Origin of the sequence: Chryseobacterium contaminans (assembly GCF_001684955.1) — a bacterium.
In the GTDB taxonomy this organism is placed as follows: Bacteria; Bacteroidota; Bacteroidia; order Flavobacteriales; family Weeksellaceae; genus Chryseobacterium; species Chryseobacterium contaminans.
In genome coordinates this window covers 1-11,662 of record NZ_MAYF01000021.1, presented here as the reverse complement: position 1 = coordinate 11,662, position 11,662 = coordinate 1, and the positions used below count along the sequence as shown (strand labels likewise).

Annotated in this window: 14 protein-coding genes and 1 pseudogene; 4 read left to right on the top strand and 11 right to left on the bottom strand. The window is 35.2% G+C overall.

The window, feature by feature from the left end:
- Window positions 1-220: 220 nt before the first annotated feature.
- The 11 genes from BBH99_RS02445 to BBH99_RS02395 form a co-directional block, all read right to left on the bottom strand.
- Window positions 221-520, bottom strand: coding sequence for a hypothetical protein (locus tag BBH99_RS02445; RefSeq protein ID WP_073300507.1), 300 nt, complete (start codon window positions 518-520; stop codon window positions 221-223).
- Between the two features lie 119 nt (window positions 521-639).
- The gene (gene ribA, locus BBH99_RS02440; RefSeq protein ID WP_066691474.1) at window positions 640-1,230 is read right to left on the bottom strand and encodes a GTP cyclohydrolase II; all 591 of its coding nucleotides are present in this window, start codon (window positions 1,228-1,230) and stop codon (window positions 640-642) included.
- A gap of 22 nt (window positions 1,231-1,252) precedes the next feature.
- Window positions 1,253-1,801, bottom strand: coding sequence for a lipocalin family protein (locus BBH99_RS02435; protein WP_066691472.1), 549 nt, complete (start codon window positions 1,799-1,801; stop codon window positions 1,253-1,255).
- Window positions 1,791-2,480: a lycopene cyclase domain-containing protein gene (locus BBH99_RS02430; RefSeq protein WP_066691470.1), complete on the bottom strand. Its 690-nt coding sequence runs from the start codon at window positions 2,478-2,480 to the stop codon at window positions 1,791-1,793. Before BBH99_RS02430 ends, BBH99_RS02435 begins: the two co-directional genes overlap by 11 nt.
- Entirely contained in the window at window positions 2,477-2,929 is a 453-nt protein-coding gene (locus tag BBH99_RS02425; protein WP_066691467.1) for a sterol desaturase family protein, read from the bottom strand. The genes BBH99_RS02430 and BBH99_RS02425 overlap by 4 nt, the downstream gene beginning before the upstream one ends.
- 1 nt (window position 2,930) lies before the next feature.
- A complete protein-coding gene (locus BBH99_RS02420) occupies window positions 2,931-3,398 on the bottom strand; it encodes an SRPBCC family protein (RefSeq protein ID WP_066691465.1) in 468 nt (155 codons plus the stop codon).
- A 43-nt stretch (window positions 3,399-3,441) separates the two neighbouring features.
- Complete coding sequence (locus tag BBH99_RS02415; RefSeq protein WP_066691453.1) at window positions 3,442-4,278, bottom strand: phytoene/squalene synthase family protein; 837 nt, start codon at window positions 4,276-4,278, stop codon at window positions 3,442-3,444.
- Window position 4,279: 1 nt separating this feature from the next.
- Window positions 4,280-5,770, bottom strand: coding sequence for a phytoene desaturase family protein (locus BBH99_RS02410; protein WP_066691451.1), 1,491 nt, complete (start codon window positions 5,768-5,770; stop codon window positions 4,280-4,282).
- A 42-nt stretch (window positions 5,771-5,812) separates the two neighbouring features.
- A complete protein-coding gene (locus BBH99_RS02405) occupies window positions 5,813-6,469 on the bottom strand; it encodes a MarR family winged helix-turn-helix transcriptional regulator (protein ID WP_066691449.1) in 657 nt (218 codons plus the stop codon).
- A 285-nt stretch (window positions 6,470-6,754) separates the two neighbouring features.
- Window positions 6,755-7,258 (bottom strand): transposase, encoded by a 504-nt coding sequence (locus BBH99_RS02400; RefSeq protein WP_066691447.1) that lies wholly within the window; start codon window positions 7,256-7,258, stop codon window positions 6,755-6,757.
- Window positions 7,259-7,270: 12 nt separating this feature from the next.
- Window positions 7,271-7,735: a MarR family winged helix-turn-helix transcriptional regulator gene (locus BBH99_RS02395; RefSeq protein WP_066691445.1), complete on the bottom strand. Its 465-nt coding sequence runs from the start codon at window positions 7,733-7,735 to the stop codon at window positions 7,271-7,273.
- 494 nt (window positions 7,736-8,229) lie between these two features.
- Between BBH99_RS02395 and BBH99_RS02390 the strand changes: the two genes are divergently transcribed.
- From BBH99_RS02390 to BBH99_RS02375, 4 genes and pseudogenes are all read left to right on the top strand, one after another.
- A complete protein-coding gene (locus BBH99_RS02390; protein ID WP_066691442.1) occupies window positions 8,230-9,237 on the top strand; it encodes a LacI family DNA-binding transcriptional regulator in 1,008 nt (335 codons plus the stop codon).
- Window positions 9,238-9,291: 54 nt separating this feature from the next.
- Window positions 9,292-10,206, top strand: a complete 915-nt coding sequence (locus BBH99_RS02385; protein ID WP_066691439.1) for a carbohydrate kinase family protein — start codon at window positions 9,292-9,294, stop codon at window positions 10,204-10,206.
- Window positions 10,157-11,461 carry a sugar MFS transporter gene (locus tag BBH99_RS02380; protein ID WP_228390726.1) on the top strand — a complete coding sequence of 435 codons (1,305 nt, stop codon included), beginning with the start codon at window positions 10,157-10,159 and terminating at the stop codon, window positions 11,459-11,461. Before BBH99_RS02385 ends, BBH99_RS02380 begins: the two co-directional genes overlap by 50 nt.
- Before the next feature lie 5 nt (window positions 11,462-11,466).
- Window positions 11,467-11,662 (top strand): annotated as a pseudogene (locus BBH99_RS02375) (carbohydrate porin); the annotation flags it as partial.

The window sequence follows — 11,662 nt, the reverse complement described above, 5'->3', positions numbered from 1 at the left end:
AAATATACTATTAAATAAATTAAAAAGAATATTAATAAACCAATGTTTATCCTGTACATTAAAAAAAACTCAGAATAAGACAGCAGATGAGGAAATAAGTGTAGTGAGAAAATGATATAAGAAGTTTTATACAAACAATTACAATGATGTATAAATAAACTAAATAATATATAAAATTATGACCGGAACTTTAAAAGCTCCGGTCATTTGTTAAACTAACTTAATTGGTCTTCTTTCGCCATTCTGCTTTCACATCTTCAGCAGCATCTTTGGTCTTTTCCCACGCTTCATCTGCCTTATCCTTAATATCTTCCCATGCATCTGAAACGTTTGATTTTACTCTTTCCAACCAGTCTTCCTGGCTAGCCTCCTCATCATTATTTCTTTTTTCATTGATATAATCCTTTGCTTTATCTGCTAATTCACTGATCTTCCATTTTGCATTATCAGCTGCATTTTTTAAAGAATTTTCCGTTTCGTTAACTGCATTTTCCGCTTTGTTGTAATCTGAATTATTCATAATATAATATTTTAGTAATTGGTATATAAATAAACAATCTTCATGCCTAAAAAATGATTATTGTGTTAAAAAAATATTAAAAAATATTTCACGCCTTGATTTTTCCAGTGAAAAGGTCTTTATATTTTTTCCAAAAGGTGACCAAAATAACTCTTTTTTTTAGCCAGATAGCTTTCATTCACTTCATTGGAATCCATTTCCAAAGAGATTCTGCTATTGAGAATAATCCCACTTTTCTCTATAGATTTAACTTTATCAGGATTATTGGTTAACAGGTTGATCTTTTTAATCTTGAGAATTTCCAGCATTTCAACGGCTACATCAAAGTTCCTCCCGTCTGCCGGAAGTCCTAGTTTAAGATTGGCCTCAACTGTATCAAATCCCTCTTCCTGAAGTGCATAGGCTTTAAGTTTATTAATAATTCCTATGTTTCTACCTTCCTGTCGAAGATAGACAATGACGCCACCATTTTCAGACATATATTTCATTGCAGCCTCCAGCTGCTCTCCGCATTCACATTTTTTGGAATGAAAAACTTCTCCCGTAATGCATTCCGAATGAAAACGAACATTTACTGTTCCGGCAAAATCTGTATTTTCTGCCACCCAAACCAAATGAGGGCTCCAGTCTTTTTCACTTTCTGCAAATGCATATACAGTGAATTTCCCATAGTCTGTAGGTATTTTTGATTGTGCTTGTATTTTGAGCATTTTTTTGATTTAAATTAACAATTTATTGATCAAACGGACTTTTCTTATCCTGTTTTACCCAGATGAGTTTTGATGTATCATACCCGATCTCCTGAGCTTTGGAGATAAAATTTTGCTTTATATTTTCCGGAATGGTTTTCTCACGGGAAAGAATCCACAGATAGTCTAAATTTTTACCGGCAACCAATGCATATTTATAATTTTCCAGCGCAACCACGTTATATCCTGCATAAAAAGGACCGAAAAAACTCACTTTCAGGGCTGCAATATTTTTGTCTCCTCTGAATTTGGCAGTGCCATTTACAGAAAGCCATTTATTCTTTTTAAAATTATATCCGCTGTTGACTACTTTTATGCTTCCATCGGGATTAAGACTGTATTGTGCCATTGCATTATCAAGATCTTTTTCAAATCGATAATCGAACCTTGCTATTTCATACCATGTCCCTAAATACCGGTTGACCTCAAACTGACTGACAGGCTGTGCTTTTTCAGGCATAGAAGAACAGGAGATCACTCCATTTAAAAGCCCGAAGCTTATTAACAATGTAAGTATGGTTCTATTTTTCATTTTTGGTTATTTTTTTAAAGAAATAAATATTGAGTAAAAACTGGCTGTAACCGTAAACAGCATCTTCAACAGGAATCGTTCCCATTCTGATCCCTAAAAAGTCATCAGGATTATAATTAACTACAGGCGAAGGAATAAAAGATCCTGTCAGGATTCCATTCACTGCAAAAAAGCCTGGCATCAGAACCAGATATACAAAACTGGCCTTTCCAATCCATTCTTTTTGTGAGATAAAATGCAGATAGCAAAGTGTGATTATCGTTACAATTACCGTCAGCAAAGTATATATTCTTTCATAATAAAGAAGTCCTACAACACCAAGAACGATAAGAGATGTAAATACAATGAGATTATTAAAAGCATTAGTCCAGCCCAGAGTAAAAAACTTTTCAAAGCAATAGTAAGTAAAAACGCAGGCAAAAGGAATACAGTAAAAAAACAGCCATTCTTCAATAGGAAGCCCTGCTATTTTAAATCCCAGAGTATAATTGAGATCAAACCACCACACTCCTTTTGCAGTGAATACTATGTCCCAGATAATAAAAGGAATGGCCACAATGGTAGATGAAACCAGAAACTTTCCGAAAAGCTTATTAAATTGTATCCTTCCGTCAAAAGAGGCCAAAAAGCAGATAATGACAGTGAAAAAGTTAATCAGTATGTAAGTATAAGACATCATTTTTTATTGAAATACATTTTAAAATATTTAACAGGAACCCACAGAAAACCGAAACACTCTCCATCTTCTTTCCCAAGATGCTTATGATGCTGTTTGTGAGCGCGTCTTATCGCAAGAAAATACGGGTTCTTTGTTTGGGTAAAAATCTTTGCTCTCTGATGGATAAAAATATCATGAACAAAGAAATAGGCCATCCCGTAAATGCTTATTCCCAGACCGATAAAAAACCAATAACTAAAATCCTGCTTTACCCCCAGATATAATAAAGCGATGGCCGGGCTTGCAAAAATGAAAAAGAACAGATCATTTCTTTCAAGCTTCCCGTTATGGCTATGATCATGATGATCCCTGTGCAAATTCCACAGAAAACCATGCATAATATACCGGTGGATAAGCCATGTAGCTCCTTCCATGGAAATAAATACCCCTAAAACGATCAGAACATTCATTTTAATTATGCTTATTATTAAAAAGGTCATTCAAAACCCTGGATCTGAAATCGAAAATACTTTTGAGCTTTTCTTTTACCAATAGCTGATGGGCTATTTTACCTAAAATCCCCATCGGGAGTTCATAATCTACAGTATCTTTCATGAGTACCCCATTCTCATTAGGAATAAATTCATGAAAATGATTCCAGTATTTATATGGACCTTCTTTCTGAAAGTCTGTAAAGCTTTTATAATCTTCTACCTGGCTGATAATCGTTTTCCATCTCATCGGGATTCCCAGCAAAGGAGAGACGGTGTAATCTATTTCCATTCCTTTAAAAATAGGCTTATCCTTCACATCAGAAAGCACTACAAAGCCCATGCTTTCAGGGGTAATTTCTGATAAATTATGAGGGGATGAAAAAAACTTCCACGCTGTTTCAATGGTACAATTCAGCTGTTGTTCTCTATATAATCTGTACATCACTTATTTTTTTATTGATTATTTAACCTTCGTAATAATTTATCTGTCAGAAATAAGCAGATTTGTAGCGTATATAGCTTTTGAATGCAACCAGCAGCTTTTGTGAATTGGCAATTCTGATTCTTTGCTGCATCATATTCTGAGAACTTGTTTTCTTTATTTTTTCAAACAAAGAAAGATAGTACCGATATGCCAGATATACTCCAAATATGGAAGATCCCGGCAGCTTTTTAATTCCCTGCAATGCTTCTTTAAACTCTTCCTCAATTTCCTTTTCAATCTGGACTTTTATCGTATTGTCAAAAACAGACATATTCAAAGAAGGAAAATAGGTTCGTCCCAGAATCTGATAATCATCTTTCAGATCCCGTAGAAAATTGACTTTCTGAAAAGCAGACCCAAGCTTCATTGCAAACGGTTTAAGTTTCTCATATTGCTGCTTATTGCCTTCTGTAAATATCTGCAGGCACATCAAACCAACCACTTCTGCAGATCCATAGATATATTCTTTATACAGCTCCGAGTTGTAATCAATTGTACAGAGGTCCATTTCCATGCTGTGCAAAAATTGATTGATCAGTTGCAGATCGATATCATACTGGCGAACGGTTTCCTGAAATGAATGCAAAATGGGATTGAGTGAAATTCCATCTTTCAATGCTTCATAGGTTTCTGTCTTTAATCTCTTCAGAAGTTTTTCTTTATCATAGCCGTGAAAACTGTCTACAATCTCATCCGCAAGGCGTACATAGCCATAAACAGCATAAACAGCTGGTCTGATGGATGGTTTCAATGCCAGTATTCCCAATGAAAAGCTGGTACTGTATTTTTGAGTAGTGTACTTACTGACTTCGTAAGACAATTCATCAAACAATTTTTTCATATTATTTCATTTTTAGTTTACTGACTTCAGCTGCTACAATTTTCCCTGAAATTACTGAGGGAGGAACTCCAGGCCCCGGAACGGTTAACTGCCCCGTATAAAAAAGATTACTAATCTTTCTGTTTCTTATCTTAGGTTTTAAGACCGCCGTCTGTGATAATGTATTGGATAGTCCGTAGGCATTACCCTGATAGGCGTTATAATCTGAAATAAAATCGCTTACACAATAACTTCTTTTGTATTCAATTCTGGAAATAAGATCGGTTTCACCGGTATGCTTCTCAACTCTTTCAAGCATTTCCATAAGATATCTTTCTCTTATAGGTTCCTCATCATGTATTCCCGGCGCAAGAGGTAACAGTAAAAAAAGGTTTTCACAGTTTTCAGGAGCTACATCAGGATCTGTTTTGGACGGGCAGCATAAATAGAAAAGCGGTTCAGACGGCCATTCCTTATTTTTATAAATACAGTCTATATGCTTGTCAAGCTCATTTTCGAAGAATAAAGTATGATGCTTTACATGAGGAATTTTCCCCCTGATCCCAAGGTAATAAATAAGACAGGAAGGAGCAAAAGTTCTCGTTTCCCAATAAGCGTCATTATAGTTTCTTAGGACTTCCGGTACTAATGTTTCCGTATGATGATAATCTGATGAAGCTATTACTGCATCAAATTCATAATCCTTGCCTTCTATTGTTATTGAAACAGCCTTTCCGTTCTCCGTATTGATTTTCTGCACATTATGGTTAAAATGAAAGGTTACCCCCTGTTTCTCTGCTACTTCTTTCATAGCCAGAACAAGCTGATAAAATCCACCCATAGGATATTTTGTTCCCAATACATACCCACCGTAATTCATAAGGCTGTAAAGAGCTGGGATCTGCTGCGGGGAAGCTCCAAGAAATATAACCGGAAATTCCATCAGAGATCTGAGTTTCGGGTCATCAAAATAGCCTGAAACATATTTTCTGAAATTGCTTAAAAGATCAAGCTTCACGGCACTTCCTGCTATTTTTAATGAAGCAAATTCAAGCCAGCTATAACAAGGTTTTGTTACAAAGTCTTTCATTCCCACTTCATATTTAAATTGAGCAGACTGCATAAACTGATCATACTTTCCGGACGCTCCGGGTTCTATTTTTTCAAATAGCTCACGGATGTCTTCATTTTTCTCAGGAACTGAAATCTTCTCTTTTGAAAAAACCATTTCAAACTGGGGATCTAAAGAAACCAGATTAAAAAAATCGGATGCTTTGCAATCAAAATCATTGAAAAAACCTTCAATAATATCAGGCATCCAGTACCAACTGGGGCCCATATCAAAAACATATCCTTCTTCTGTTTTAAATTGCCTTGCGCGGCCACCGGGTTGATGATGTTTTTCAAATACGTGTACTTCATTTCCTGATTTCGCAGCATATGCAGCAGCGGAAAGCCCGGAAAATCCAGAACCTATTACAGCAATTTTCTTTCTTAAGTTTCCCGTATTCATTGTTATTCATTTAATAGTTTCAACAGGTATTTTTATTACCGATCAGTTCAGGCTTTTATATACATTATCCAACAAATACCTCGCTTCAAGATTCATCAGGTAAAAAGAATCATGAAATTCATCCAGCTTAGAGAGTATGGCGATGAGCAGCATTTGTTCAGAATGGGTAAGGTTTCCTACAACCACTCTTGAAGCTTTACGGATTTCCTCCATATGCTCCTCCAATACACTGAGCCCTTTTTCTGTTATCTGGATATGTTTTGTTCTTTTATCTTCTTCAGAGATCGTCTGTTCAACCCAGCCATTACGGATTAAGCGGTTGATAATAAGTATCCCAGAAGCTTTCTCTTGCACGTTGTGTCTTATCAATTCCATTTTTGTCATAGCTCCCATATTTTTTAGGCTTATCAGATAAATAAAATCATCCTGGCTGGAAAAAACGGAATTACCAATTGAGCGGGAGTATGTTTTCGCATATCGTCCTATTCTTATCAATAAAGTATTAATGATACTATCAGAACTTCTTCCTGACTCCTTACCAATCCAATAGGGTTCTTCCGGTTCCGGAGAATTTTTACAAGAAGCTTTAATCCATTCAGTAAAGCCATGAATATCATTACTATACATTGCTTTACTTTCATTCTGTTCCATAAATTGCTGAACGAGTTCTACAACCGTTTTTATAAGATCAAAATTCATCTCAAAAAAATTAGTATACAAATATACTTATAAAAGAATATAAATACACTTTTATTTAAATTTATTTTTATTCTTGCTAGGTTATAAATTGCTCATTTTAAACACGGAAACAAACAAGACAGACACAGTAAAAATCACAAAGCTTTGATTTATAGAATATTAAACAGAAAAGCCTATCTCTAAAAGACAGGCTAAAAAATGAATATAATTTATAAACTAACTAAAAAAATAGAATATAAATAAACGGAATATGTTATATCAGTGGTACTGTATGAAAATAAGTATTTAAATACGTATTGAAAACAATTTAATACAAAGAGGGATAAATCCTATTGACACAGCAATAAAAACAGCCACTCTAACATAATTCAGCAATTGCCATCTTGAAATCCTGGCGGCAACAGCCTCTGTAACAAACTGCTGATCTGCCATTTTCTGGAAATCTATAATATTAGGGGCAAAGTATGATAAGGTCCAGATCCGTACCAGCAAGTGGATAACAAACAATAGAATAAGCCAATTTCTGACAGGATCTATTTTCCAGCAGAAAATAATGGCCATGATGAAGACAATTTCATGGATAGAATGAAATAGGATCCAAAATGTTTTTAAGCTCATTCCATGCCCATCAGATAAAATTTTTAAACTCTTAGGTGGTGAGACAGTCCATTTGGGGACCAAAACCAGTGTTTCAAAAATCTGAGCCCCGTTAATGAAAAAATAAATGACAGTGGCTAAGCAAAGCCATATTTCCGCCCTGTGCAGATAATTTACGGTTATATTTTCCATGATTATTGTTTTTTAAGTTTTATTCAAATCCTCCGTAAAATCTTTCATAACATTTGTTGCCATTTGGAAATAACGCTCAATAACACTTATTTCCTCTTCAGAAAAGCTATTTATAACAGGAGCTGTTTTTTCCTGTAGCTCTTGAAATAACGGCTGCAAAAGTTTCATACTGTTGGTAAGATCAGGAATGATAATTACTTTTCTTCTATCATCCTTGGTCAATTTTCTATGAACCAATCCTTTAGATTCCAGTCGGTCTAAAAGACCTGTTACGGCTCCTTTTGTTAATCCGGTAAGTTTTGAAACTTCACCGGCAGTCAATTTCTCATGCTGCAGAATTAATCCCAGATATTTATGATCAGTTCCTGTTAAACCTGCCTTCCTTGCAATGGCTTCATGCATCAGTACTGAAGTATCAGAATACTTTCTGCTTGCTGTCCTAAAGCGGAGGACCAAATCATCAGATATATTGTTCATTAAATAAATAGTTTAGTAACAAAACTAAATATATTGAATGAAACTAGAAAACATTTTCACAAAAAAATATTTTTAATAAGAAAGCGAAGTAAAACCGCTTTATAATGATAAAAATTCTAATGATACTTTTGCTTAGACAAAGACATAACAGTCACAATATATTCCCTTTAGATTTGCGTTTCCATCTCCGGAACTAGTAATGTTATAAGTAATAGCACCGTCGTATAAAATTTTTAAATAATAAAAATCTTATAAATATAGAAAATTTAAAAATTTATTGGATAAACGTTTAACCAAATTTAATAACCATTATAAAGTAATGTAACAATTAGTTAACATGAAAACACTCAATAAAACATAAAAATTTGAAACACAAATACTTACGCATAAATTAAAAATTCTGCGAAATTACACTATTTTCTTAAACCACCAAAAAAATCCTGCTATTGTTTTTTACTATTTTACGAAATATTTTTGCGTTATAAATATTCAAAATGAAAAGACCTTCTATCAAAGATATAGCTACCCTGGCAGGAGTTTCCGTTGCCACAGTATCATATGTTCTTAACAAAAAGGAAGGTCAGCGCATCAGTGAAGAGACAAGGAAAAAAATTTTTGAAATTGCTGAAACGATTAACTACACTCCCAATAAAATAGCAAAAAGTCTTAAAACCAACACAACAAAGCTGCTTGGGCTTATTGTTGCAGATATTTCGAATGAGTTCTACTCACACATGGCAAGGCATCTGGAAGATAAGGCTTTAAAATTAGGCTATACTCTGATCATTGGCAGTTCTGATGAAAATGCAGAAAAATTTAAAAAGCTTACAGAACTCTTTTCACAGCAACAAGTAGACGGAATGATCGTTGCTCCGGTAGCAGGATCAGAAAACACACTTGAAAACCTGATCAATAGTAAATACCCTATTGTTACCATTGACAGATATCTTAAAGAAGTAAATATCGCAGGAATAACAATCAATAATCAGGAAATTGCTGAAAGCACAACTAACTTACTGATTAAAAAGAATTTCCATAAAATAATATATATTGGATATAAAACTGAACTTCCCCATCTGCTGGACCGCCAGTACGGTTTTGAAAAGGCCATAAAATCTTCAAATCAACCGGTTGAAGTACAATATCTTTTGGTAGGATTAGAAAATATAGCGCAGGAAGTACATTTAGAGCTTGAAAATATGATTGGGAAAGAGCCGGAAAATACGGCCCTTTATTTCTCCAGTAATAAACTTGCAGTTGCAGGACTTTCCTATATTGTTAAAAATAATATCAAAGTTCCGGAACAGGTATCTGTAGTAGCATTTGATGAAACTGATGCCTATGATCTTTTCCCGACAGAGATCACTTACATCCAGCAGCCTATCGAGGAAATGGCTGAAGAAGCTATTAAGTTGCTGGACGGACAGATCAATACTTATACAGCAACAGCAAAGAGAGTAACATTATCTGCAAAGCTGGTTGCCAAAGCGTCTTTAAAATAATCAATTTTACATAAAACATTTTTTTTAAATATAAACTTAAACGTTTAACCTAATATGAATACAATTAATTCTAATTATGCAGTATGCTTTGGAGAAGTGCTGTGGGATATTTTCCCTACCGGGTCCAGAGCAGGTGGCGCTCCTTTTAATGTAGCCTACAATCTTTTCAAAATGGGAATTGATACAAAAATGCTTAGCCGCATAGGAAGCGATGAATTAGGAAACCGCCTTCTTAACCAAATTCAAGACTGGGGAATAACTACAAATTTTATACAGATAGACAAGGAAAAGCCTACAGGAACTGTACTTGCTGATTTTGACGAACATGGTGAAGCTATATATGATATTGTACAGGAAGTTGCATGGGACTATATCCAATCACTGCCAGAACATAAGGAACTGATTCAGAATTCAGAGGCATTTGTTTTTGGAAGCCTGGTGACAAGAGGGGAAGTATCCCAGAATACCCTGCTGGAACTTTTGGAATATTCAAAATTCAGGGTTTTCGATGTCAATTTCCGTCCTCCGTTTGTTGATTTTGAATTCATTAAAAAATTACTACATAAAGCTGACCTTGTTAAGATGAATAAGGCAGAGCTTAGAACCATTCTTGGATATCTTGGTGAAGATTATATAGATGAAGATATAAGTATCAGGCATCTCCAGACCTATTTCAATTTGAATGAAATTGTTCTTACCAAAGGAAGCAAAGGGGCAAGGTACTTTGTAGGTGATATTTCTTATAATTTTCCGGCAGTTCATATTGAGATATCAGATACGGTAGGAAGCGGAGATTCATTTCTTGCAGGGTTTCTGTCTAAAAGGATTCAGGGCAGATCTCCAGAAGAGATTATGAAACAAGCAACATCATTAGGAGCTTTTATTACTTCAAAATCCGGAGCTTGTCCGGATTATACTTATGAAGAATTCAAAACCTTCAGAGAAAAAAATTCCTGTAAAACTTCTTAAAATAAATACTATGACTACTCCAAAATTTACAGATAAGAAATATTATATTGTTCTGTCTTTTGTTACCTCTCTATTCTTTTTTTGGGCTATCGCTCTTACAATGGGAGATGTACTGAATAAACATTTCCAGAATGTTCTTCACATTTCGAAATCCAAATCAGGGCTGGTTCAGCTTTCCATCTTCGGTGCCTATGCACTTATGGGGATTCCCGCAGGTCTTTTTATGAAAAAATTTGGATATAAACCAGGTGTCATACTAGGCCTTTCATTGTTTGCGCTGGGATCTTTTTTGTTTATCCCGGCAGCCAATACCTCTTCATTTGATTTTTTCAGGCTTGCTCTTTTTGTTCTGGCTATGGGAATGGCAACGCTTGAAACCGTAGCACACCCTTTTGTAGCGGCTTTAGGTGATGAAAGAACAAGTGATCAAAGAGTAAATTTTGCTCAGTCATTTAATGGTTTAGGAGCTATTATCGGACCACTTTTGGGCGGATATTTTATTTTCGGAACTCCAGATTCAGGATCAGGCTCTCTGGATTCTGTAAAAAACCTTTATACATGGATTGGTATTGTTATTCTCGCAATTACTATCATTTTTAGTTTTATCAGAGTACCGGATCTCAAAGACCCTCATGCTGACGATATTCTGATTTCAGAAAATGAAAGTGGTGAGGACGCATCTGTTTCTGATCCCAATGCTCCACTCTACAAACAAAGACATTTTATATTTGCTGTCATTGCACAGTTTTTTAATATTGCCGCACAAGGCGGAACATGGGCCTATTTTATAAATTATGGGGTAGAAAAAATGCACCTTCCCGAAATACAGGCCTCTTATTACTTTTCTTTGAGTATGGCCATGATGATGATCGGAAGATTTATAGGGACTTTCCTGATGAGATTCATTGCTCCCAACAAGTTACTGGCTATATTTACAGCATGTAATATTGTTCTTTGCCTGATTATTTCCCAGAGTTTCGGATGGGCATCATTCATCAGTCTTATTTTACTCAATCTATTCCTGAGCGTAATGTATCCTACTATTTTTAGTCTTGGCCTTAAAAGATTAGGATCAAAAGTGCAGCAAGCATCATCATTCCTTGTTATGGCAATGTTTGGTGGGGCTGTTTTTCCTCCCATAATGGGCAGAATTGCAGAGAAAGATATCGCCCATGCTTATCTCCTTCCTATTCTGTGTTACGCAGTCATTTTATTGTTTGCATTAAAATTCTATAAGCCTAAAACTTTTAAATAACTCCTATGAAAATAAAGATTGACTGGATCTGGTGCATTTTACTTATGTTCATCAGCAGGGAAATTAATGCCCAGATTATCATCACCAACAAGAAATTTTCGTTGGGAACAACCGGAAGAATCGGAGCAGGTTATTCTCCGAATGCCGATGGAAAAACAGGAAGGCAGCTGAACCTGAACAATCAGGGATCTTTAGGAGGAA

What these genes read in the sequence shown, in the direction of transcription:
- BBH99_RS02430 (WP_066691470.1), bottom strand. Translation starts at nt 2,480, where the DNA reads ATGATGTCTTATACTTACATACTGATTAACTTTTTCACTGTCATTATC.
- BBH99_RS02400 (WP_066691447.1), bottom strand. Translation starts at nt 7,258, where the DNA reads ATGGAAAATATAACCGTAAATTATCTGCACAGGGCGGAAATATGGCTT.
- BBH99_RS02435 (WP_066691472.1), bottom strand. Translation starts at nt 1,801, where the DNA reads ATGAAAAATAGAACCATACTTACATTGTTAATAAGCTTCGGGCTTTTA.
- BBH99_RS02385 (WP_066691439.1), top strand. Translation starts at nt 9,292, where the DNA reads ATGAATACAATTAATTCTAATTATGCAGTATGCTTTGGAGAAGTGCTG.
- BBH99_RS02425 (WP_066691467.1), bottom strand. Translation starts at nt 2,929, where the DNA reads ATGAATGTTCTGATCGTTTTAGGGGTATTTATTTCCATGGAAGGAGCT.
- BBH99_RS02445 (WP_073300507.1), bottom strand. Translation starts at nt 520, where the DNA reads ATGAATAATTCAGATTACAACAAAGCGGAAAATGCAGTTAACGAAACG.
- BBH99_RS02395 (WP_066691445.1), bottom strand. Translation starts at nt 7,735, where the DNA reads ATGAACAATATATCTGATGATTTGGTCCTCCGCTTTAGGACAGCAAGC.
- BBH99_RS02405 (WP_066691449.1), bottom strand. Translation starts at nt 6,469, where the DNA reads ATGAATTTTGATCTTATAAAAACGGTTGTAGAACTCGTTCAGCAATTT.
- BBH99_RS02380 (WP_228390726.1), top strand. Translation starts at nt 10,157, where the DNA reads ATGAAGAATTCAAAACCTTCAGAGAAAAAAATTCCTGTAAAACTTCTT.
- BBH99_RS02390 (WP_066691442.1), top strand. Translation starts at nt 8,230, where the DNA reads ATGAAAAGACCTTCTATCAAAGATATAGCTACCCTGGCAGGAGTTTCC.
- BBH99_RS02415 (WP_066691453.1), bottom strand. Translation starts at nt 4,278, where the DNA reads ATGAAAAAATTGTTTGATGAATTGTCTTACGAAGTCAGTAAGTACACT.
- BBH99_RS02410 (WP_066691451.1), bottom strand. Translation starts at nt 5,770, where the DNA reads ATGAATACGGGAAACTTAAGAAAGAAAATTGCTGTAATAGGTTCTGGA.
- ribA (WP_066691474.1), bottom strand. Translation starts at nt 1,230, where the DNA reads ATGCTCAAAATACAAGCACAATCAAAAATACCTACAGACTATGGGAAA.